Origin of the sequence: Paenisporosarcina indica (genome assembly GCF_001939075.1) — a bacterium.
GTDB lineage: Bacteria > Bacillota > Bacilli > Bacillales_A > Planococcaceae > Paenisporosarcina > Paenisporosarcina indica.
Genome location: NZ_MPTA01000006.1, coordinates 169,239 through 192,409 on the forward strand (window position 1 = coordinate 169,239; position 23,171 = coordinate 192,409).

Annotated in this window: 26 protein-coding genes; 13 read left to right on the forward strand and 13 right to left on the reverse strand. The window is 36.8% G+C overall.

The genetic code is table 11. The annotated features are described in order from the left end of the window. Window positions 1-17 precede the first annotated feature (17 nt). From GY23_RS14235 to hemE, 6 genes are all read right to left on the reverse strand, one after another. Window positions 18-2,204, reverse strand: a complete 2,187-nt coding sequence (locus GY23_RS14235; protein WP_075619882.1) for a YhgE/Pip domain-containing protein — start codon at window positions 2,202-2,204, stop codon at window positions 18-20. A gap of 66 nt (window positions 2,205-2,270) precedes the next feature. Continuing rightward, on the reverse strand, window positions 2,271-2,840 hold the full coding sequence (locus tag GY23_RS14240; RefSeq protein ID WP_075619883.1) for a TetR/AcrR family transcriptional regulator: 570 nt from the start codon (window positions 2,838-2,840) through the stop codon (window positions 2,271-2,273). Between the two features lie 149 nt (window positions 2,841-2,989). Beyond that, on the reverse strand, window positions 2,990-3,187 hold the full coding sequence (locus GY23_RS14245; RefSeq protein WP_075619884.1) for a hypothetical protein: 198 nt from the start codon (window positions 3,185-3,187) through the stop codon (window positions 2,990-2,992). A gap of 156 nt (window positions 3,188-3,343) precedes the next feature. Continuing rightward, window positions 3,344-4,750, reverse strand: coding sequence for a protoporphyrinogen oxidase (gene hemY / locus GY23_RS14250; RefSeq protein ID WP_075619885.1), 1,407 nt, complete (start codon window positions 4,748-4,750; stop codon window positions 3,344-3,346). Between the two features lie 29 nt (window positions 4,751-4,779). Beyond that, on the reverse strand, window positions 4,780-5,715 hold the full coding sequence (gene hemH / locus GY23_RS14255; RefSeq protein WP_075619886.1) for a ferrochelatase: 936 nt from the start codon (window positions 5,713-5,715) through the stop codon (window positions 4,780-4,782). Window positions 5,716-5,755: 40 nt separating this feature from the next. Next, on the reverse strand, window positions 5,756-6,805 hold the full coding sequence (hemE, locus tag GY23_RS14260) for a uroporphyrinogen decarboxylase (protein ID WP_075619887.1): 1,050 nt from the start codon (window positions 6,803-6,805) through the stop codon (window positions 5,756-5,758). Window positions 6,806-7,131: 326 nt separating this feature from the next. Here hemE and GY23_RS14265 point away from each other — a divergent pair, with 326 nt between their 5' ends. From GY23_RS14265 to GY23_RS14275, 3 genes are all read left to right on the forward strand, one after another. Next, complete coding sequence (locus GY23_RS14265; protein ID WP_075619888.1) at window positions 7,132-7,653, forward strand: antibiotic biosynthesis monooxygenase family protein; 522 nt, start codon at window positions 7,132-7,134, stop codon at window positions 7,651-7,653. A gap of 119 nt (window positions 7,654-7,772) precedes the next feature. Beyond that, window positions 7,773-8,240: a hypothetical protein gene (locus tag GY23_RS14270; protein WP_084544150.1), complete on the forward strand. Its 468-nt coding sequence runs from the start codon at window positions 7,773-7,775 to the stop codon at window positions 8,238-8,240. A gap of 452 nt (window positions 8,241-8,692) precedes the next feature. Next, window positions 8,693-9,868, forward strand: a complete 1,176-nt coding sequence (locus tag GY23_RS14275) for a M20 family metallopeptidase (RefSeq protein WP_075619889.1) — start codon at window positions 8,693-8,695, stop codon at window positions 9,866-9,868. Between the two features lie 291 nt (window positions 9,869-10,159). On the opposite strand, the gene GY23_RS14280 is transcribed toward GY23_RS14275, so the two are convergent. The 4 genes from GY23_RS14280 to GY23_RS14295 are packed head-to-tail and all read right to left on the reverse strand — an operon-like array spanning window position 10,160 to window position 13,460. Then, window positions 10,160-11,257 carry an ABC transporter permease gene (locus tag GY23_RS14280; protein ID WP_075619890.1) on the reverse strand — a complete coding sequence of 366 codons (1,098 nt, stop codon included), beginning with the start codon at window positions 11,255-11,257 and terminating at the stop codon, window positions 10,160-10,162. Next, entirely contained in the window at window positions 11,257-12,126 is an 870-nt protein-coding gene (locus tag GY23_RS14285) for an ABC transporter ATP-binding protein (protein WP_075619891.1), read from the reverse strand. The genes GY23_RS14280 and GY23_RS14285 overlap by 1 nt, the downstream gene beginning before the upstream one ends. Continuing rightward, entirely contained in the window at window positions 12,110-12,916 is an 807-nt protein-coding gene (locus GY23_RS14290; RefSeq protein WP_075619892.1) for a hypothetical protein, read from the reverse strand. Before GY23_RS14290 ends, GY23_RS14285 begins: the two co-directional genes overlap by 17 nt. Continuing rightward, complete coding sequence (locus GY23_RS14295; RefSeq protein ID WP_084544151.1) at window positions 12,894-13,460, reverse strand: RNA polymerase sigma factor; 567 nt, start codon at window positions 13,458-13,460, stop codon at window positions 12,894-12,896. Before GY23_RS14295 ends, GY23_RS14290 begins: the two co-directional genes overlap by 23 nt. A gap of 387 nt (window positions 13,461-13,847) precedes the next feature. On the opposite strand from GY23_RS14295, the gene GY23_RS14300 reads away from it, so the two are divergent. From GY23_RS14300 to GY23_RS14310, 3 genes are all read left to right on the forward strand, one after another. After that, window positions 13,848-15,116: a DUF3221 domain-containing protein gene (locus GY23_RS14300; protein ID WP_075619893.1), complete on the forward strand. Its 1,269-nt coding sequence runs from the start codon at window positions 13,848-13,850 to the stop codon at window positions 15,114-15,116. A 134-nt stretch (window positions 15,117-15,250) separates the two neighbouring features. Continuing rightward, on the forward strand, window positions 15,251-15,646 hold the full coding sequence (locus GY23_RS14305; protein WP_075619894.1) for a hypothetical protein: 396 nt from the start codon (window positions 15,251-15,253) through the stop codon (window positions 15,644-15,646). A 35-nt stretch (window positions 15,647-15,681) separates the two neighbouring features. Continuing rightward, window positions 15,682-16,290 (forward strand): DUF3298 and DUF4163 domain-containing protein, encoded by a 609-nt coding sequence (locus tag GY23_RS14310; RefSeq protein ID WP_075619895.1) that lies wholly within the window; start codon window positions 15,682-15,684, stop codon window positions 16,288-16,290. 86 nt (window positions 16,291-16,376) lie between these two features. Here GY23_RS14310 and GY23_RS14315 read toward each other — a convergent pair whose 3' ends face one another. Both GY23_RS14315 and GY23_RS14320 read right to left on the reverse strand, forming a co-directional pair. After that, window positions 16,377-17,570 (reverse strand): ABC transporter permease, encoded by a 1,194-nt coding sequence (locus tag GY23_RS14315; protein ID WP_075619896.1) that lies wholly within the window; start codon window positions 17,568-17,570, stop codon window positions 16,377-16,379. After that, on the reverse strand, window positions 17,554-18,303 hold the full coding sequence (locus GY23_RS14320) for an ABC transporter ATP-binding protein (protein ID WP_075619897.1): 750 nt from the start codon (window positions 18,301-18,303) through the stop codon (window positions 17,554-17,556). The genes GY23_RS14315 and GY23_RS14320 overlap by 17 nt, the downstream gene beginning before the upstream one ends. Window positions 18,304-18,517: 214 nt before the next feature. Here GY23_RS14320 and GY23_RS14325 point away from each other — a divergent pair, with 214 nt between their 5' ends. The 6 genes from GY23_RS14325 to GY23_RS14350 all read left to right on the forward strand — a co-directional run bounded on the left by GY23_RS14325 (window position 18,518) and on the right by GY23_RS14350 (window position 21,850). After that, window positions 18,518-18,943 (forward strand): HIT family protein, encoded by a 426-nt coding sequence (locus GY23_RS14325; RefSeq protein WP_075619898.1) that lies wholly within the window; start codon window positions 18,518-18,520, stop codon window positions 18,941-18,943. Window positions 18,944-19,059: 116 nt separating this feature from the next. Beyond that, window positions 19,060-19,593 carry a tryptophan transporter gene (locus GY23_RS14330; protein ID WP_075619899.1) on the forward strand — a complete coding sequence of 178 codons (534 nt, stop codon included), beginning with the start codon at window positions 19,060-19,062 and terminating at the stop codon, window positions 19,591-19,593. Between the two features lie 215 nt (window positions 19,594-19,808). Next, window positions 19,809-20,192, forward strand: coding sequence for a YtxH domain-containing protein (locus tag GY23_RS14335; protein ID WP_075619900.1), 384 nt, complete (start codon window positions 19,809-19,811; stop codon window positions 20,190-20,192). Between the two features lie 171 nt (window positions 20,193-20,363). Beyond that, window positions 20,364-20,933: an HTH-type transcriptional regulator Hpr gene (locus tag GY23_RS14340; protein WP_075619901.1), complete on the forward strand. Its 570-nt coding sequence runs from the start codon at window positions 20,364-20,366 to the stop codon at window positions 20,931-20,933. Between the two features lie 117 nt (window positions 20,934-21,050). Then, the gene (locus GY23_RS14345; RefSeq protein ID WP_075619902.1) at window positions 21,051-21,596 is read left to right on the forward strand and encodes a DUF3267 domain-containing protein; all 546 of its coding nucleotides are present in this window, start codon (window positions 21,051-21,053) and stop codon (window positions 21,594-21,596) included. Window positions 21,597-21,664: 68 nt separating this feature from the next. Then, window positions 21,665-21,850, forward strand: coding sequence for a hypothetical protein (locus tag GY23_RS14350; protein WP_075619903.1), 186 nt, complete (start codon window positions 21,665-21,667; stop codon window positions 21,848-21,850). A gap of 140 nt (window positions 21,851-21,990) precedes the next feature. Here GY23_RS14350 and GY23_RS14355 read toward each other — a convergent pair whose 3' ends face one another. Next, window positions 21,991-22,083: a YjcZ family sporulation protein gene (locus GY23_RS14355; RefSeq protein ID WP_425435000.1), complete on the reverse strand. Its 93-nt coding sequence runs from the start codon at window positions 22,081-22,083 to the stop codon at window positions 21,991-21,993. Between the two features lie 138 nt (window positions 22,084-22,221). On the opposite strand from GY23_RS14355, the gene GY23_RS14360 reads away from it, so the two are divergent. Beyond that, window positions 22,222-23,097, forward strand: coding sequence for a peptidylprolyl isomerase (locus GY23_RS14360; RefSeq protein WP_075619905.1), 876 nt, complete (start codon window positions 22,222-22,224; stop codon window positions 23,095-23,097). Window positions 23,098-23,171 lie beyond the last annotated feature (74 nt).

Sequence of the window (23,171 nt, forward strand, 5' to 3'; positions counted from 1 at the left end):
CTCCTGAACGGCTTTTTTTATGCTTCTTTTACGTTTGATTCTTGGCGTTTAAATTTATATACGAAATAGGTAACTGTGCATACTGCAGTACCGATAAAGAATGTGAGCAAGATCCCATTATTCCATTGAATCATGTTGAGATCAGCTGTAGAAATAGCCGATCGGAATCCTTGCACTGAGTATGTCATCGGTAACCATTGATTAAATACCTGTAAAGATTTTGGAAGCAATTCTAATGGGAATGTTCCAGCGCTAGTAGTGAGCTGAAGAATTAGAATTAATATGGCCACAAATCGGCCACTATCGCCAAGAACAGAAACTAGCAATTGAACAATCGATAAGTACGTAAAACTTGTAATGATCGCTGTCGCAATAAACCATCCAAGGTTAACCGGTTCTAAATCTAAACCAAACAGTACAATCGCAACAGCCATCAATGCTTGAGTTATCCCTACAATTCCTAACACAGCCATTTTACTTGTTGCCCATGCCCATCCACTTGTTGGAGGGATAGCTGACTGGACAAATGGGAAAACAATTGAAATCATTAATGCCCCAACGAATAGGCCAAGGGATAGAAAGTAAGGGGTAAAACCTGTTCCGTAATTTGGTACGTGATTAATTTCTGATTTGGTCACTTCTACTGGAGCAGATGCCATTTCAATCGTATTATCATTCGTTTTCACTTCACTTGTTTTAGTAGATGCATCAGCTAGCTTATCATGTAGAGTTGCCGAACCTTCGGCTAGTAATGCAGTGCCATCCACAAGTTCCGTAGATCCCTCTGCTAAATCCCCAGACTTAGATGCAAGATTATTAGTACCCTCATTCAATTGGCTTGAACCTTGTACCAGTTGTTGTAAACCATTTAACAGTGCATCACTACCTGTTGAGCTTTTGGTAAGTCCTTCTTGTAATTCGACTAGCTTGGTGGATAATGTACCTGCCCCCGTTGCGATTGCTGTGGCACCATCATTTAGAGTTTGAGAGGACTGAGTTATTTTTTCTAAGCCATCAGCCAAGGTTGTGTGGCCTGTTGCTAATTTATTCATGCCCGTTGATGTTTCTGACAGACCACTGCTTAAATTTTCAGTTCCATCTTGTAATGTCCCTAATCCTAGAGACACTTGTTCACTTCCCTGTTGAAGTTGCACAAGTGACCCTTTTAATGCATCTTGCTGTTCTTGCGGTAAGGAATCCAGAATTGGTGCTATTTGTTCTGCCAAAGTAACGATACCTGTCGTTACTTGATTAGATCCTCCTGCTAATTGTTCTACAGATTCATTGGCTGTCACAGAACCTTTTTGTAATTGACTTAAAGCAATGATGATTTGTTGCTCTTGTACATTCGCTTGTTCAAGACCGTTCGACACTTGAGTAACACTTTCTGTATAAGTGGAAACGCCAGATTGTAACTGTTGTGCCCCTGTAGAAGTTTGAGCTGCACCTTGTTGCAATTGTGAAGTACCATTAACAAGCTTACCAAGCCCAACAGTTAAATTATTTGCTCCATCTCGTGCTGCTACTACGCCTTTTGATAATTCATTAGTTCCATCAGCTATTTCTACAGAGCCGCTCGCTAATTGTTCCAAATAGCCCTTTATATCTGTTGCACCTGTCGCAAGTTTATCGGCACCTACAAATAATTCTCCCGCTCCATCTGCCGCTTCGCCATATCCCTCACCCATTTTTGTGATTGAATCAAATAACTTTTCTGAGTAACTAGCGACGATTTGCTTATTCACTTCTGCACGAATACGTTCCATTGCCGTGTCACCAATCTGAGCAGACAAAAAGTTGAATCCTTCGTTTGGTTTATAGTCAATTATTAACTTTTGAGGATTCTCATCAAGAAGTGTTGTTGCGTGTTGCGAGAAGTTCGACGGTATCTCAATTACCATGTAATAGTCTTGTTTTTCCAGTGCTTTTTGCGCATCTTCTTTAGAAACTTCTACAAAATGAAACTGCTTACTATCAACTAAATTTTTCGTTACATCTTTCCCAACCGTTAAATATTGACCATCTAGTTCCGCACCTGTATCTTCATTAACAATCGCTACTGGTAAATCACTCAATTGTGCATATGGATCCCAAAATGCCCATAAAAACATTCCAGCATATAATACTGGGATGAATAAAATTGCGATGATGGGGATTAATAATTTGCGGTTTTTGATGATATTAACTAATTCCTGTTTTAACATTCTTTTTCCTCCTAAAACTTATTGACCAATTTGTTCAATTGGTCATATTTTTTTAAAAAAAGAGTCTCACTTAATGAGACTTGCAAAAATCGTATCTTGAAAAACTTCTACAATTTTTTCTTCAGTTAACGAATCATTATGGGTTAGCTGCCAATCTACAGCAAATGCCATATAAGCTTTGAAAATCAGGTATGCAACTAACTCGACATCCACTTGCTTGATTTCATCTTTGTCGATAGCTGTTTGGATGTTTTCAGCAATATATTTCACGATTTCTTGTTCAACTTGAACCAAAACGGCTTGTACAACAGGAGTTTTCATTTCTTTTTCTTCCGAGATTAATTTAGCTAGTAAGGCATGATGTTCCCGGAATTCTAGCATTTTCATTAAAACTAGATGAGCATTTTCTTGGAATGTTCGTTCTTCAGAAATAACACCATCTTTTTTAGCCTTCATCTCTTTTATCATCGTAAAGACGATTTCATGAAATAATTCTTCTTTATTCGCAAAAAACGTGTAAATTGTTCCTTTACCAACATTAGCGATTTTTGCAACTTGGTCCATTGTCGTAGCCTTATAACCAAACAAGGAAAAAGATTTCGTCGCAGCTTCCAAGATTTCCTGTCGTCGATCCATTCATACATCACCTCTTATAATCGAAGAATGACCAAAAAACCACAACAGTCATTTAGTCATTATCATAATTGATTTATTTCTATTTTACAAGTAGAAATTTTAATTGGATAGATTTTCATACCAATGCCCATTCAAGTCTATTCGTTTGATTAGATACCTAACAGATTATCAATTAACTTAATAAGGTAATAAGTTGTAATGATTGCAAGGGCGGTTGCAATAATTGTGCTAACAAAAATCGTCATTAATCCATCAGAACCAATATGATCAAAAATAATGAATCCAAGCAAGGCATCATAGGCATAAATGAGAATAATGAAAATTAAATACTTCATAATCTTAAACATTGTTATCGATCCCAACTCTCTAACGCTTTTTCTTTAAATATACACTAATTATAATTTTCGAACCCTTGAAAAAAAAGAAAAAGGACTGGAAAGCAAATTTGCTTGGTTCCAGTCCTTTAATACAAAATGTATTGTTGAAAAACAAAACGATAGATTCTATTTCACAAACAAATTTTCCAACATTTCTCCAACAGCTGCTTTTCCTTGATCTACACAGTCTGGTAAGCCTAAGCCTTCAAAAGAACTACCAGCTATTTTCACCATAGGAAATGCTTGTTGAACTTCTTGTTTTACTTTTGCTATACGCTCTTTATGGCCAACCACATACTGTGGTGAAGCTTTTTTCCAGCGGGTTACAACAGTAAATAAAGGATCCCCATCAATTTTAGTGGTTTTTCGAAGATCTGCTAGAACCACTTTTTCTAATTCACTATCCGACAACTCAACCACTGATTCATCACCAGCACGTCCAACGTATCCACGAAGTAACACATGACCTTTTGGTGTGGTAGTTGGCCATTTACGATGCGTCCACGTACAAGCAGTTATTGAATAGTCACTGTTTCGAGAAACAACAAAACCAGTTCCTTCTCTTTCTTGTACTACGGCACTTTCAGGGAAAGCCATGGCTACAGTCGCAACAGATGTTGCAGGCATATCTTTAAGTCCAGATAACAAACCGTGCTCTTCAAATAATGGAAGAGTCGCGAGATGCGGTGTTGTTAAAATAAGTCCATCTAACAACATTTCAGAACCATTATTTAATCGGATGTTAACTTTCTCGCCGACTCTCTCTAATTGTTCTAGACGAACACCTTTCATAACAGTACCTGGTTCTAGCTGAGCTTCTATCGCCTCAACAACAGTTTCCAAACCATTTCTAAAGGTACGGAAAACACCATCTTTTGGCTTGTTTTTAGATGGTTTTGGCGTTGTTTTTTTCGTTCCTACAATCAAACTTCGATGTTCTTGTTCCATTTTATAAAACTGTGGAAAAGTTGCTTGTAAACTTAACTTGTAAATATCACCGGAATAAATCCCAGCCAATAAAGGTTCAATCAGGTTTTCAACTACTTCTCCGCCAAAACGTCTCCGTAAAAAATGACCAACTGATTGATCGCCTTTTGCCGATGATTTTGGTAAAACAAAATCTCCCGCCGCACGAATTTTCCCACTCCATGAAAACAAACCAGAAGAGATGAAAGGAGATATTTGAGTTGGAATCCCCATTACAGACCCTCCAGGAATCGGGTGTAATTCCTCATTTACGAGGACGTACGCTTGTCCGGTAGCATTGCTTACGAGCTGATCACTAATTCCTAGGTCATCTGCTAATATCCCAAAGCTCTTTTTCCTTTCTAAGAATGAATCAGGACCACGTTCGATGATAAACCCATCTTTTCGTACCGTCTGGATTTTCCCTCCAAGTCGGTGTGAAGCCTCAATTAAGAATACTTCGAGTGGGTAGCCTTTTTCTTTTGCTTCTTTTTGTAAATAGAAAGCAGCTGCAAGACCGGTTATCCCGCCTCCAACAACCGCTACTTTTCGTTTCTCTCCAGACACGTTCATCATCACTTTCGGATTAGGATTCCTTATTTCTTACCTAAATGTTTTAATACAACATCAGACATTGCATCGATAAATAAAGGTTGTGTATTGGGCATTTCAGGTCGGTAGTAGTTTGCACCAATTTCATCACAGACGACTTTACATTCATAGTCATTGTCAAACAAGACTTCCAGATGGTTTGCAACAAATCCAACTGGTGTATAAACAAAAGAGTTATAGCCCTTTTTCTCAAACAGTTCTTTGGTTAAATCTTGGACATCAGGACCAATCCATGGCTCAGGTGTCTGACCGGCACTTTGCCATCCTAATTCATAGTTTTCGACTCCGGCAGCTTGTGCAATCAGATCAGCTGTTTCCTTTAATTGATCCGGGTAAGGATCACCATTTGCGATAATCTTTTCAGGTAAAGAATGGGCAGAAACGATTAAACAAGCCTTTGCACGTTCTTCTGCCGACATCTCATTGAATGTTCCTTGAACTTTTTCAGTCCAATATTGGATGAATTTCGGTTCATCGTACCAACTTTCTATAGACGTGATGTTTAAACCAGCAAGTTTATCGGCTGTTTCTTGCACACGTCCGTTATACGATTTAATCGAGAACGTTGAGAAGTGAGGTGCTAATACCATAGATACTGCTTCAGTAATTCCATCTTTATGCATTTGCTCCACGGCATCTTCCACGAAAGGCTCGATATGTTTTAAACCAATGTATAGTTTGAACTCGATTTCATCTTGTACGTCATTCAAACGGTCACGTAAAGATTCCGCTTGGTCTTGCGTAATTTTCGCCAGTGGAGAAATTCCGCCGATTGCTTTATAGCGGCTACGTAGGTCCTCAAGTGCTTCTTCACTTGGTGGACGACCATGACGAATATGCGTATAGTAACGTTCGATGTCTTCTTCTTTATATGGCGTGCCATATGCCATAACGAGTAATCCCATTGTTATCTTAGACAACTTCTTCACCTCATTAGTCTTAATAAAAATGTTTGTAAGCTTACGATTTCAGTTTCATTTGTTCGCGACTGTATTCATGTACAAATGTCGTCAAACGTTTTAATACATCCGGGTTCACTTCAGGGAATACACCATGACCTAGGTTGAAGATATGATTTTGGTGTGCAATTCCTTGATCCACGATTTCTTTCGCACGTTCTTCAATAACTGACCAATCCGCTAGCAACAAGGAAGGATCTAAATTCCCTTGAAGAGTCTTCGTCAAGCCCATTGCACGAGCATCTTTAATTGATAAACGCCAATCTAGTCCAACTACATCTACAGGTAGGTCATGCCACTCTTTTGCTAAGTGACTTGCTCCAACACCAAATGTTGTCACTGGTACTCCAAGTTCACGAATACTTGTAAAGATACGTGTCATGACTGGTTTGATGAAGATACGATAATCTTCAATATTCAAAGCACCGACCCATGAATCGAAAATTTGGATTGCTTTTGCTCCTGCATCAACTTGTGCTTTAGTATAAACAATAATCATGTCCGCTAGCTTGTCCATTAAGGTAAACCAAGCTTGTGGTTCGGATATCATAAAGGCTTTTGTTTTATTGTAGTTTTTTGAAGGACCGCCTTCAATCATATAGCTTGCTAATGTGAACGGTGCGCCTGAGAAACCAATTAATGGTACATCTAGCTGCTCTTCCGTCAAAATTTTAATCGTTTCAAGAACAAATGGAATGTGATCTTGTGGAGAAAGTTCTCCGAGTTTCTCTACATCCTGTACTGTACGAATCGGATTTGAAATAACTGGACCTACGCCAGCTTTGATTTTCACATCCACGCCAATACCGGGAAGCGGTGTCACGATATCTTTATATAAAATCGCCGCATCTACGTCGTAGTTTTCAACTGGCAAACGAGTGACATATGCGCAAAGTTCAGGTTGGTGCGTAATTTCTTCTAACGAATATTTTTCTTTAATTTTACGATATTCCGGTTGTGAGCGTCCTGCTTGACGCATATACCATACTGGAGTGTAGTCCACTTTCTCGCCTCTTGCTGCACGCAAAAATGTGTCATTAATTTTTCTCATATATCTGGTTCCTACCTTTCAACAAAACGTATTTTTGGGTTAATGTCTAGTTCCGAGTACCAGCTCACACCTAAGCTTCTGGTCCTCATACGAAAGAAAGTTTTCGCATCGGTCCCCCCAGCACCGACGTTGGGCTAGATTGGTACTCTGCACTTTTCTTTTTATATTCGTTCTAAATATAGACGTTCTCTACACTATTGTATAGATTTCAGGTGCAAATGTCATAGAATTGTCTTGATTAGGGGACACTCTTTTGACATAGAGTTGTTTCGAGTGTTTTTGGTTGGGGAATAATATACTGTATGTATAGATATGGGGGGATTTTGATGAATATTTACTTAACTTCTGGAACACCTGAATTCATGAACTCTTTAAAGGAAAAACACGCCGATCAAAAAATGGTGGTTTTACACGGAGAAGGCAATACGGTATTACTACATGAAACTACCGGAAAGACTGTTTTCTCAACACCTCGTAAATACGAAGTACTCGATTCCTCTGGGGAATTAAACGAGCAAGGCTATTTCGTTTTTAATAACATTCCTGTTTCCGATGAAGGTCGACCAATTTTTGAACAGCGTTTCAGCAATCGTGCACGTGCGATTGAAAATGAACCTGGATTTATCGCCATCCGCGTATTGCGTCCCATTAAGGCCGATACTTATATTATCTTGACCGAATGGACAGGACCGAGTTCATTTGAAGCTTGGCAATCATCACAAGCGTATAACAAAGCACATGAGAAACGTGGGTCCGATGAGGGATTAGATCAACGACCTAATATTTTTTCGAGTGCCTCGTATGTTACTACTTATACAACAGCCAAAAAAAATGAAGATGCCAATTAAACAAGATTCAGCTTTCTTCATATATCCTGTTATCCTAACCACCATTAATTGGTGGTTTTTTTTATGCATTTAGCATTAATAATATTTAATTGGATACCATAATTTCAGGAGTTGATATTATGAAGAATGCATTTCTTCCCTTAATAATAATTGGATTTTTATTCGTTTCATTATTTATGTTTGTTCAAACAGAGGTTGATTCAGCCACGCTGGAGAAAAAGCTTAAGAGTTGTCCAAAGGAAAGTGACTTAGTAGAAACTTCCATCGACAATCAAGAAGAATTAGTAAATGAATTAGACTTCTTGATACCTGATACCTATATCAAAGGAGACGAGTATGGAGAAAACTACAAGGAATGGATCGTCACTACCGTTATGCCTTTACCAAAGACTGTTGATGATACTACTGTAGATGTTTATTATGAAATAGCTAAAAATCTCTGCGGGAAAGAAGTGGCGAATAAGTCTTGGTTAATACAAATAGACTTTCCAAAATGGGATGATGTTAGTGCCAGTAATTCTGAAGGTCAAATTTTTGTAGCAAAAAATAAAGAGACAGGTTGGTATGTCTGGTATAGGTATCATTAATCCAATATTAGATTGGCTTGAGTACTACATTTTATTTTATCGTGTTTAAATTAATAATGCGACATTTCGTTCGAAATTGAACGGAATGTCACCTTTTTTTTCGTATTGTTTATCTTCTTCCTATATTAAGGTCATAATTCGTTTGAGAACTACAGTGAGTATGCCCATGGATCATTGCATTTGCATTCCAAATAAACTCGCAGTAAAACTGCTCCTAATCCACGAAAAAAACACGGTTTAAAAAAGCCGTTTCATAAATTCCCCACCTATCTCATATAACCTACTAGCTTTATTTTATCTGTTTTTGAAAAAGAAACGCCTTTCGCTAGAGAGATTCTGTCTCCATCCCAAGACGGATTTCATGGTCTACTAAACTTACATTGTTTCGAAGTGAATACAAATGATATAATAACAAAAATTCAAACTACTACGATATACGAGGAGAATTAGTAATGAAAAATCAATTATTTGAGAAACTTAATGCAGCATTTGAAGACATGCAAGTCATTCGTCGCCATTTACATATGCACCCAGAAGTTTCTTTTCATGAAACAAATACAGCGAAATACATACAAGAATTTTACGCAAATTTAGGTGTGGAATATACAGCTAATGTTGGTGGAAATGGTGTTGTGGCGCGAATTAAAGGGGTATTCCCTGGAAAAACAGTGGCCTTACGAGCGGATTTTGACGCCTTACCAATTCAAGACGAAAAGGACGTACCATACAAATCAACAGTTCCGGGTGTGATGCATGCTTGTGGACATGATGGTCATACAGCCACTCTACTGGTGCTGGGAAAAACATTATTTGAGATGCGTGAACAACTTTCTGGTGAATATGTATTAATTCATCAACATGCAGAAGAATATGCACCAGGTGGAGCAAAACCAATGATTGAAGCTGGGTGTTTAGAAGGTGTCGATGCAATTTTCGGAACTCACCTTTGGTCATTGACGCCATCGGGCACGGTTGAATACCGCGTAGGTCCTGTCATGGCAGCGGCTGACCGTTTTGAAGTCACGATCCAAGGTCGAGGTGGTCATGGAGCAAGTCCTCATCAAACAAAAGATGCAATTGTAATTGGAGCGCAGGTTGTAACAAATCTACAACAAATTGTTTCTCGTCGAGTGAACCCAGTTGAATCTGCCGTTATTTCTGTTGGATCATTTGTCGCAAACAATGCATTTAATGTCATTGCAGATTCTGCCAAGTTAGTTGGAACAGTCCGTTCTTTTAATCCGGAAGTGCGTGATTTATTGGAAAAAGAATTGGAACGCGTGATTGAAGGAACTTGTCTTGCGAATGATTGCTCATATGAATTTGTTTATGTTCGAGGCTACAGTGCAGTTGTTAACCATGAAGCCGAAACGCTCTTATTAAAAGATGTTGCAGAACAAATACCTGATATTAAGGAAGTTCGCGAAACCGAACAACATATGGGTGGCGAAGACTTTGCCTATTACTTAGAAAAAGTGCCAGGAACTTTCTTCTTCACAGGAGCTATGCCAGATGGAGAAGTGTACCCCCACCATCACCCGAAATTTGATTTCGATGAAAATGCCATGTTAATTGCTGCAAAAACTTTAGGCGCAGCAGTAATTGAATATCAAGAAACAGAAAAATAAATAATTCGACATCAATTTAATTACCCGTTCAGCAATTTGGTCCCAAAACAGAAAAAAAAAAGTGAAATAACGTAATTTTTTGCAAACAATAAAATATTGATAAACAATCATACTAGCATCGCTTTTAGCGGTGCTTTTCTGTTTTTAACCTAGTCAGTAATTTTTCTTGCGGGAAAAGCATATAAAAAAACACTCAGACTTTTCTAAGTGTTTTTCTCATTATATTTTTTGGATTGATATTGGCACTTGAGGGCAAAAGTAGTTGAAGAAAAGCCACTGATAAGAACCTCACTAAATCATAACTTCCTTATTTTTAATAACTTGTAATGTTAACATAACAAAAACTATAGACATCACAATCATCCATATAACAGCTAAAATTGGATATATAACTGGAAAACCAAATAGATTTACTGTTTTAAAGCCTTCAAACAAAAATTCAACTTTCATGAGATAGATAAAAGAAAAGCTAAATACATCTCTCAACCAGTTTGGCATCATAACCGTTTCCACGAACATAATTGGTATCGCGAAAATTACTCCATTAATCAAGAATGAAATCAAAGAGTTTTTAGAAACGGAGGAAACGAGTATGATCAGTAGTGCAAAGCAAAAAGCAGCTAATAAGTGCGTGCTTAATTGAATTAAATGAAAATCAAACATGTTCAAACCATATGGTGAAAAGAAATATTTAAACATATTTTGTATAGGTGTCTGCCAATCACCTATACCAAATTTAATAAAATTAATTCCTATATTAAATACTTCCCAAGCCAAAACCACTATCACAGTAAAAATAAGAGAAGCAGTAATTTTTGCCCATGCTAATGAATTTCTTCCCTTTTTTGAACTCAGAATATAGTTATCCGTACCTGAACTAGTTTCGTTTGTATAAATGCTGGAAAGTCCGATTAAAAGCATTGCACCTGTTATAAAAATAGCGTAAAAACTAGCGTAATCGATTATTTCCATCGGTGCTTTACTGTAAGAAAAATAAGGTCTATCAACTTTTGTTATCATTTCTTGTTCAAGTTTCGTGTTGTAGTTGTTTTCATTTTCAAGTTGTTTTAATTTTTCTTCACGATTCCTTTGAGAACCTTGAATAAATGCAATGTTTTCGTATATACCATACTTAATTTGTTCGTTTTCGGACAAAGGTATGCCAAACTCTAATCCTTCTATTTTCTTTGTTATTTTATTGCTTTCAATCTCCGCTTGTTGTAGTGTTTCCTCCGTTATTGAACCTTCCCATTGTTTATAAAGTTCTCTTTCAGAATCAGTAGTCGTTTCAAAAGTAAAACCTGTGGAAAATATTATTAGTAGAAAAAAAGTAATATAAATGATTTTCTGTTTGAAAAGCTTGTACAGTTCAAACTTTAAAAGTTGCATTATATGGCTACCTCCTCGAAGTAGAATAGATATAAATCTTCAAGATTAGGAACCACATTTTCAGCATTTTTATATGGCTTCGAATCACTTACTATTCGCAATTCAAATTTGTCCTGGTCACGCATAATGTTTCCAACTTGATAGTGTTCTTGAAAATAAGAAATATCTTTTTCCTCAACGGAAATTGACCATACTTTATTTTCGATTCCTTGAAGGAGTTTTTGTGGCGTCTCTTTCTTTATCAGTTGACCTTCTTTTAAAATTAAAACTTCTTTTGCAATAAATTCGATATCTGAAACTATATGTGTGGATAATAAGACGATTCTATCTGCTGAAATTTTCGACACTAAATTTCTGAACCTGATTCTTTCCTTTGGATCAAGCCCTGCAGTTGGTTCATCGACTATTAATATTTTTGGATTGTTTAATAATGCTTGAGCAATCCCTACTCTTCGCTTCATTCCACCCGAAAATTTACCTACTTTTTCTTTTCGATGATCCAGTAGCCCAACTAAACTCATCACTTCATTTACCTTTTCATTGGCTTCCTTTTTTGACAATCCTTTTAATGACGCAATATATTTTAGAAATTTCTCAGCTGTGAAATTTTTGTATAACCCCACATGTTGTGGAAGATAACCGATTAAATCACGGTACTCATGATCCATCAAAGCAATATCTTTTCCATTAAACAATATTTTGCCAGAGCTTGGTTTCATCACACTTGCAAGAATTCGCATTAAGGTTGTTTTTCCGGACCCATTTGCTCCAAGAATGCCATAAACTCCAGTTGTTAACTCTAAATTTATATAATTTAATGCTTTTTTGTTTTTAAAGTTTTTAGAAACATTGTTAATGGTTAAGTTCATAAGTTAGACCCCTTATATACATTTGTTTCATCTGGAAAATAATAAATCCAGCTGCACTTACAGTAATCAGAATAAAAATCGTTGCTGGCATGTTATCGATTTTATTAACAAATTGTGTCTGGTTAAGTAGCATCCCAATTCCAATCCAACTCACAAGAACAGCCGTTATTGAATAGGAATTTCGAATTCTATTCACAATTAATAAAGAAACTGCAGTAATAACAGTAAATGGTGTAATCCAATAAAGCATTAATTTCCAAATCCAGATTTCTTGATAGAAGTTAGAAATACTAAACGTAAATATCATATTAATAATTAAATTAAAACCACCTACAACCACCAGTTTAGATAAGATGATTTCCTGTAAACTAAACTTCAATGACATCTCAAGTTCGGCCATTCCCGCATTTCTGCTTTTTAACACTTCTAATAAGCCTGTAATTGTAGGAATAGGAGCAAAGAGCATCAGGATCGCATATGGACTTTGTTCCATTGCAAATACTGCAACCAGACCCAAAAATAGAAATAAGCTATTCAATACCCAAAATAACGAGCTAATATTAAAGACCTCTTGATAGGAATGCTTCATAATCGAAGAGATGTTTTCAAAAATAACTTTCCGTTTATTCAATTTAATTGGTACATGAGGTCTTATCGCATTAATAGTCCTCATCATCTCTGACTCGCTTGGATACTCTACATCATACTCGTCTAACATAAATCCTAACTCTTTCTCTAATTCTTCTAATTCCTTGGTATCAGCCAAATTATCTATTATTCTGTTTCGCATCTTCCTCACCTCGATCCAAGAGTTTGGCTAATTTCCCGAGTCCTTGTTTCAATCTGGATTTGACTGTTGACACATTGGTATTAGTCACTTCAGCAATCCCCTTTATCTTCATTTGATGAAAATATTTTAAAATGATAGCTTCCTTCTGATAATCCGGTAGACGATTGATTGCCCACTTAACTTGTTCTCTCGATTGCTTTCGATCAAATATGTAAGACACACTGCTTTTTTCGCTTGTAATGGTTTCTGGTAACTCAGATTGTATGGAGGTTCTTTTATAATCAGCGCTCCTCCAGTAATCCCTACAATGATTAATAGCTATAGTGAATAACCAACTGTTAAAATTCCCCTTACCCGAATACGATTGTATTCTTTGAATGATTTTTATAAAAATTTCTTGAGTTAATTCATACGCTATATCCTTATTTCCTACTTTTCTGTATACAAAAGAAAAAATAGTTTTATAGTATTTTCGCGTTAACACTTCCATTGCTGCTTGACTACCATTCAGGATTTCCTTAATGAGTTCTTTATCTTCAGGCACTTTTATCACCTCACTTATTTTAGACGTAATTAGAATTAAGAAAGATTTAAGTTTTTTTAAAAGTTTTATATATGAAGTAAGCACACACTGTCGTGATGTTATCTACAACTTTTTATAAAAGTCGTCCGCATGAGCCTACAAGTGTGAAGTACACATACTTGTGGGTCTCATTCTTCACGCTTTTGCGGCCATGCAGGCGCAAATGAACTCTTTGTATTTAATTGAATATTGTCAAACTTTTTTTGGGGAATTGCTTTAGTTTTAAGGAGTTGTTCTTACAAAGAGCAAACATTTTTATAATTAGGCAAACTTCAATAATTCACTGTAACGATTCAGAATTTTCTACGTCTAATTTTGTAATGGCCCATTACATAAGGAGGCAACAAAATGAAAAACCGAAAATTTTATACATCTTTACTAGCCATATCCTTGCTGCTAACCGGATGCGGCACTGGAGATGCGACTGTTAGTACGGACCAAAAATTGACGGGTGACACCGCAGTGAAAAGTGAAGACCCAAATTGGCCAACGATTAAGGTCGTGAGTGGTCGAGACATAATCGCTGAACTCAAGCAAACGACTACTAATCCGAAGATTCGAAATGACGCATTCACTAAAGTGAAAGAAAGTGAAGAATTAACACAGGGCCTCTTTGGAAAAGTAACACCTGAACTAGAAGAAGATATGGGTGTTCAAGGAATCGAAGCACAGGCAGCTTTTCAAGCGATTGATGAAGTATATGGCGGACACGAGGGGTTATTAGCTGAAGGTGTTGTCTTTTTTGAAAATCAAGCAGATGGTGCTCAACAATCTGGATTTTGGATTGGATTAAAAGAACCTGACGATCGATTAATTCAATATGTTGATACTCTACAGAAAAAAGTAGACGCTGGAGAAATATTAGCGAAACATATTTATATCTACAAAAGTGCTTTTACTGAAAAAGAAAATTATGATTTAACCGACAATGTATTTGCAGCAGTAAATGCTATCGCTAAAAGCCATCCCAATCCAGATCGCCTATCATCTGGCATCTCTGTGGATACAATCACAGGAACCATAGAAATCACTCATGATTTCTTAACGGAAGCACAACAAGAAAGCCTGCAGAAGCAATTTACCGACCGAAAAATAGAATTTACGCAAGATGGTCGTATGGTTGCTGGACCTAGCGAATCGGATATCACTTATCCAACTGAACCTACTACGACTAACCCATCTAAAGATGGAGCATATGTAATTAATGTTTCAGAAAATGGCATGCTTATTGTAAACGCAATGCCAACGGATTACTCATCAACAGGCGGAGAAAGCGATTTTTATTCTGCCGTTAATTACACGTATCCAAATGCGGATGAGAAATTAGAAGTGGGCCAGCGCGTCATTGTCGAATCTTCTGGTCCCATGGCGTTATCTTATCCAGGACAAGGCAGAGTCAAGTACGTCGAAGTACTTCCAACGTATAAACCCGAAACGGCTGACTTTACTGAAGCTGAAATCGTTCGTGTTGCACTTAGTCAATCAAGTACAGATTCAGGTTGGAGTGTACCAATCAGTAATATTTCTTACGATGAAAAGACTGATAGATGGTCCGTAGAATTTGCACCTGAACGAGAAGATAAATTTACCGTTGAAATAAAAGATAGCAAAAGCTAAATTTGTAATTTGTGCTACTTTTCATTGGAGAAGTAGCTTTTTCTTATGTATTGATCCCGTTTTATATCGGATACTGAATAATTAATTGAATGATGCATATTATTTAGAACTACTGTCTAAATGGAGGATGCAATGTGAAGAGGTCAAACAACAGTGTCATTCTGCTGATATTTTGTCTATTCATAAGTTTTGTCATAATCATATTTGTATTATCTTCTTTAACGCAAGAATCAGACCAAGACCTTTATCTTCGTGACATCACAGAAGTCGAACAGGTCACAAACAAAATGAGTGAAACGGGTTTTCAAGAACAACTCATCACAGCTTTGAAAAATGAAGGCTATAAGCCTACAGGAAGCTTTGGTTACACCATTTTCAGCATGGACAAAAAAGAGTTAACAATTGTCCTACACGGAATTGATACTAGCCGAAAAAAAGCGGAAAGTTACATACAAGCACTTGTTAATCAACTGTCAACATCAATTGGAATTGGTACTTTTGAGGTAACTGTATTGGAAGACAAAGATTAATTATTTGTTCATACCAATTATGAGAGGATGTTTAATTGGATTTACCTGTTGCAGTAGGGTACAGAATACTTCAAAAAGAATCACCGAAAGTGACCGTTTATTATCCCTTCGTTGTAGGTTTGGGCAATCAACAAGCAGAAATAAAAATTAACGCCGCAATTGTGGATACATTGAATAAAATCTTGGTTGAACTTGGTTTTCACTCACCGAGCCTTCAAGAAATGCTCGGTGAGTTTGAAATTAAAACTAATGAACGCGGTATATTCAGCCTTTCCCTAAGCGTCTACTCGTTCACAGGCGGAGCACATGGAATGACCATTATTAAATCATTATCATTTGATGTGTCATCAGGTCAACTATATGAACTGAGTGATTTGTTCAAACCAAATAGTGATTATGTAACCAAACTATCATCCATCATTGCAGGAAAAATAAAAGACTGGAAAACACTTCTCCTCGAACCATTCAGCAAAATTAGCAACAACCAAGATTTCTATTTGGCCGACCACTCACTCGTCATTTATTTTCAACTGTATGAAATAACACCTTATGTAGCTGGATTTCCCTACTTTCCAATCCCTATTCTCGATATTCAAGACATCATAAAACCAAACGGACCTCTCAACAAACTACTTCCTTTTTAATTGATTCATACCTATTTCGATAAGCATAATAAAAATGGTCTCACACCCCCACTCTACTTGGGTATGAGACCATTTTGGCGTAAAGCTTATTTACTCAACCTAATCGTAATCTCACTTACCACAACAACTACAATCGGCAATACGTACATAACCATACTGTCTGCACCTACACCTAACAAAGTTGCTAAAATGATAAGTGCCTGAGCAACTTGGACAAAGCGTACTAACTTAACTACTGCCTTGCTTCGGGCACTGTTGCCAATTGGGAAGAGCATGTCCATACGAAACTCACTCGAAGATGATAGAGCTTGTTTGATTTGTAATGCGGTAGCAAATGCCAATGCACCAACAAAAATCATAACAACAATCGGAATGCCAATAAACGCAGTTCCTAATGCAGCAAGTACAGTTAACCGTAGCCATAAGTAAAAGGTATCATCCGTCCGCACGAATGTCCGAAATACTAAATAGTTTTGAGAACTTTTTTTCTCATATGGTATTAAACGATACACGATATCCAGCCAGGCACGACGTCTAATACTACCTCGAATGTGCGGAACGTCTGTGAAATAGTTAGCAAATCGGTAAAAACGCAACATGCGATTTTGTTCCAGTCTCACAAAATGTTCGTATGGAAACGGCTGACGTTTCTTCTGGCGGCTCCACGTGAATGAGTAAAAACCAACAGGAATAATTAGCAAAGCACAATACATTGGATTCATTGTAAAGATTGCTGCTAATACAGCAATTGAAACAAGTGCCCGAACGAATCGATCACCCCATACTCCTTTTCCAAGATTCGCCCACCTGAAAGCAAATTCAACATGCACATTCCAAAACTTCATGAGCACAATGAAAATAAATACCGCACCTAAAGTGACATTTCCTACATTCCCCACTTGCTTGAGCAAAGGGATAGCCACGATAAACGGTAATAATGCAATAAACAATTGTGACCAAATCGTCCAAGACAATGCTTTTTTCATATAATCCATTAACTTTGATTCAAGTGGCAGTAAAAACACTTGATCAGGTTCACGAATCAATGTAGTAGGAGGACTGAACGACAATAAGATACCGATAACGCCAGCCACCAACCAAGTTCCAGGAAAATCACTAGGAGCTGTTTTCAACCATTCGCTATACTGATATCCAGCTGCACCCGCCACAAACACCATTACGATGACCAAGTGTCCAGTGAACACATATTTTAAATACTTTTGGAGTTCGTTTACATAATGAAGAAATCGTATTCGCCATACGTCATGCAAGTTCTTCATGGTCTTGCTCCTTTGTCATGGCGATATACAAATCGTCTAGTGTTGCAAGTGGCATGTTAAATGCCTCACGTAAATCGTCCATTGTTCCTTGTGCACGAATTCGACCATTATGTAAAAGTAAAATGCGGTCACAATAACGTTCAGCAGTTGATAAGATATGTGTCGACATTAACACAGATGATCCCGTTTTTTTCTTTTCATTCATTTGATCGAGCAATGATTGAATTCCTAGCGGATCCAAGCCAACAAATGGTTCGTCAATAATATAAAGTTTTGGATCTACTAAAAACGCACACATAATCATGACTTTTTGTCGCATACCTTTTGAAAAATGTGATGGAAACCAATTCAAGCGTTTTTCCATTCTGAATTCTTTCAACAATAATTCAGATCGCGAGGCTAATGTGACTTCATCTAATCCATAGGCCATAGCAGTGAGTTCTAGATGTTCTTTCAAGGTTAATTCATCATACAATACCGGAGTTTCTGGAATATAAGAAAACGAAGATCGATACTTGTCCATATCTTCTTCAAATGTGACATTGTTTAGCCGAATCTCCCCATCTTTTGGGTTCATTAATCCGATAATGTGTTTAATTGTTGTACTTTTCCCTGCCCCGTTTAGCCCGATTAAACCGACTAATTCTCCAGGTGCGACAGAAAAAGATAAATCATGAATAACAGGTTTACGTGTGTATCCACCCGTTATCGAGTTAACATCCAATACATTCATCAAGGGCACCTCTTCTCTCTCTACATAATATCAAAACATTCAGTAGAAAAACACAACTTCCCCCCAAAATGGTGCAAGTTGATGTCTTTTGCTTATACCGATATCCAAAAAGTTTATACTAGCTTGTACGTGCAATAATTCTATAAACACCTTACACGGAATCATCTCAATATATGATAAAATGAGCATAATAATGAGAAAGGACGTGAAATCTATGAGTGAGTGTATATTTTGCAAAATTGTAGATGGTTCAATTCCTAGTATTAAAGTATATGAGGATGAGCATGTGTTTGCCTTTATGGATATAATGCCCCTTACAAAAGGACATACTTTATTAATTCCGAAAAAGCATCATGAAAATGTCTATGACATGTCTTCAGAAGAAGCTGGGCAATTATTCTCGGTTGCACCAAAAATTGCAGAGGCTTTAAAAGCATCATTCAACCCTGCAGGATTAAATTTGTTAAATAATAATGGTGCCCCTGCTGGACAAAGTGTTTTTCATTTCCACTTACACTTTATTCCTAGATATGACCAGACCGATGGATTTAAAGCTTCTTGGCTAACCAAGGAAAAACAATATACGAATGAAATGTTCAAAGAGTATGCGGATAAGATTCGTGAAAATCTAAACAAATAACCTTGCAATCCGCAATCAGTGTCTGTAAGATTATGATTAAGTTTCTCGCTGCCGATCACAGGATACGCCAGGGGAAGCCAAAAAGTAGTTGAGAAAAGTTGAGGAGAGATTAGCAAATGAATACGAAAAATTTAGTTTTAATGGCCCTACTAGTTGGTGTAGGTGCCGCATTGTATTTAATGATTCCGGGATTCAGTGGCGGGATTAAACCAGACTTTATGTTAACCATGATGTTTATTGGCATAATATTGTTTCCAAAAGCATCACATGTCTTTTTACTCGCATTAACTACAGGCGTGATATCGGGATTGTTTTCGACTTTCCCTGCAGGATTCATTCCAAACGTCGTAGATAAATTTGTAACAGCTTTTGTCTTTTTTGCAGTTGTAGTTGCTTTAAAGCAATTTACAAGCAAGCTTCCTATCGTCATTATACTTGCCGGATTAGGCACTTTCTTATCAGGCGTGACCTTCCTATCCATTGCAATTTTTGTATTTAGAGTAGATGTCGGCATTCCTTTTAGCGGACTTGTTCTTGGGGCTGTTCTACCAGCTGTAGCAATGAACGCAATTGCTTTCTTCTTTATATTCCCAATAGTTACGAAGCTAGTGAAGCGTTCTAAATTCGAAACTGCACTTACATCATCTTAAAAACCTATGTGGCCTGCCAACTTGGTAGGCCACTTTTTATATTTTCGTATTGCTCCAACTCATTCGGAAACATGTTTCCAATTCGTTTCTTCCAGCGCCGGTGTCGAACTAGAGTTGCGCTTTCCGCTTTTCTTGTTGTCACAGCTCGTCCTTCATGTTTTAATTAATTGAAATGAAGGAATAGTATACATATATATGAAAGGAGTGCGTCTATCATGAAGGCATCTACATTTTTTGTTGGTTTGGTAACTGGTGTTATAGCCGGATCAGCAGCTGTCTTATTTTCAACTCCTCAATCAGGTAGCGATTTACGCTCTAATGTCAAAACAGTTTCTACTGATTGGAAAGAGAAACTTTCTGAAGTGAAGTTCCAAATTAGCGATTTGAAGCAATCAATCGCGGGCTTATCAAAAGAAGCAAAGACAGAAATCCCACAAACGATTGAGGAATTAAAAGAATCAGTCCAAGCATGGCAATCTGAATCTGCACCAATACAAGAAAATTTACAAAATGAAATTGCTTCTATTTTAATGGCAATGGAAGAACTTGAAAAGTCATTAGTGAAGCAATCTAAACATTCTGCTTCCGATATCAATTAAATACACTACCCTGCCCTACAATTATTTGTAGGGCATTTTTTATAGTTTCTACCCATTCCATTTGTGAAAAAAATGTCTAAAAATATAATTTTTCAAACATTCAAACTATGATTATTTTTGCTTTATTGGTATAATTATAAAAAAGGAATATTCAAGAAAGAAGGTGGATAAATGTCAGATCAAACGTATACAATGAAAGAGGCCATGCTCTACAGCCAGCGAATTGCCCAGCTATCCAAAGCACTTTGGAAAGCTGTTGAAAAAGATTGGCAGCAATGGTTAAAACCTTATGAGTTGAATATTAATGAACACCATATATTATGGATTTCTTATCATTTAAAAGGTGCTTCCATATCAGATATTGCTAAATTTGGAGTGATGCATGTTTCTACTGCCTTTAACTTTTCGAAGAAATTAGAGGAACGTGATCTTTTGTCATTTTCTAAACGCGATGATGATAAACGCAATACATATGTAGAACTTACCGAAAAAGGTGAACAATTACTAATCAATATGATTGAGCATTATCATGATTCTCCTCATACAGTTATCGAAGGCTCATTACCTTTAAAAGACTTGTATGGTCGTTTCCCTGATTTTATGGAATTAATGGCCATTATTCGTAATATTTACGGGGAAGACTTCATGGAAATGTTTGAGCATTCATTCAAAAATATGGATCAATCCTTTGATGAAAAGATTGGAAATATTAAACCAGTCCTTTCCAATACTATTGAGTAAGGATAATAATTGAAAACGCTCTCTTAAATGTAATAATTATTGCCTTGCTTTTTACATGGAAACCTCGTAATGTATGTATCTGCAAGTATATTATTTTTACATTAGGAGATGCATACCGTGCACTGCTGGAAAACCATAAACGTAAAGAAGCAATACGGGCTTGACCGTATTTTCATGTTGTCTACATTACTAGTACTTGCCGTCTTTTCTCTTTTCTATGTAGTGCTTAAAATGCTAATTAATCATCATCTTTCGGACGATAGATTTGCTCTTTTTTTACTTAGTTTAATTTTATTGTATCCAATTCATAAAGGTCTGCATTTTGTTCCGTTGATTCGTTATCGTCATCAGGTTCATTTCTCAATAAAAAAACAAATCGGGTTTATGCCGATTTTATCAATGCGCGTAAAAGAACCAGTATCTAAGAACCGGTTTTTATTGGCCTTACTTACTCCTTTTCTTTGTATTAATACGATGTTGATTGCTGGAGCTTTTTTACTGCCAGCTTTTGGACATTACTTTACTATGTTACTCGCTTATCATTGTGGTCTTTGCCTGATTGATTTACTATATATAAAAAATCTTGCTCGTTCACCTAAGAAAGCATTAATCGAAGAAACAGAAACAGGATATGAAATTCTAATTCCTCCTACAATAATGTAGCCGAATTACTGTTCTTTTTCTCAAAGTTTTGATATGCTAATGAAGATTGGCAGAGGGGAGGAATAGACATGATAATCATGATATTAGTTCTATTCTCGATTGTGTATTTGTTCCAAATTAATCGAATGACATATGCACTATGTATACAACGTGAAATTCCTGAAGAGAAGCAAACAAAGATATTTCGTACAATTAATGTTTTGGTAACGATTTTACTTGTTTCCTTTTATGTTGAAATTTTATTAACCGCATAAAAAAGTCCATTCGCCTGACCGCAGGCAAATGGACTTTTTCTTTTTTCTCGCTTCGAGTATAAATTCGCACTCTTCATCTTAACCTACATGGCAAAGTCAGATCAGAGCCAACCTATCCCGAGCAGCAAGACCTTTCTAAATTAGCATAGGAACGCTGCACCTACGATAACTAAAAGAATAAATAATACAACGATTAGCGAAAAGCTTGAATGTTGCTGGAATTCACCACTCACTTCGCACACCCCATTTCTCTTTGTTATCGTATGCTCTTATTTTCATGTTCTGTAGGCATGCAGGGAACCATTTTTGTTTTCGCATCGTTTATGTTATAGTAACTACGGCATAAAGAAGACAGTTAGGAGAGATTTCCCATGAAAAAATCTGTATTAGCATTAACACTTGCAGCATCAGTATTAGCTTTATCAGCATGTAATGGTGATAAAGCATCGAAAGATTCAGATGTGATTGTTACTTCAAAATCTGGGGACATTACAAAAAATGAACTCTATGAAGAAATGAAAGCGTCAGTTGGTAAAGAAGCCCTACAAGTATTGGTCCTTGAAAAAGTATTAGCTGATGAATATGAAGTAACAGACAAGGAAGTTACTGCACAATTCGATAAAGAAAAAGAAGCAGCAGGCGAAAGTTTCGCAGCTGGTCTTGAGGCACAAGGTCAAACAGAAGAAAGTTATAAAAAATATATTCGATTGAATTTATTGCAAGAAAAAGCATTAGATGCAATTAAAGTATCTGACGAAGATATTAAAGCACAATATGAAAACATGAAGGTAGAATTAAATGCACGCCACGTTTTAGTAGCTGACGAAGAAACAGCGAAAGAAGTAAAAGCTAAGCTTGATGGTGGGGCTGATTTTGCTGAAATAGCAAAGGAATACTCAACTGAACCGGGAGCAGCAGAATCAGGTGGCGAACTTGGTTGGTTTACATCCGACAAAATGGTAAAAGAATTCTCTGATGCAGCTGTAGCTTTAAAAATAAACGAAATAAGTGCTCCAGTAAAATCTGAGTTCGGTTACCACATCATCCAAGTAACTGAAAAGCGTGACGCAGCAGATATTGGGACATTGGAAGAAAATAAAGAAGCTATCACCGATTCATTTAAAATGAAAGAATTACTACCAAGCATTTCTAAACTAATGCAAGATGCGAAAATTGATATTAAAGATAAAGAACTACAAGGTGCAATTGATCAATTCTTGAAAACTGAAGAAACTTCAGCTAAATAATGAATAGCAAAAGGCACTTCCATCGCGGAAGTGCCTTTTTTTCATTTACATATGAATAGACTAGTCTATTATAG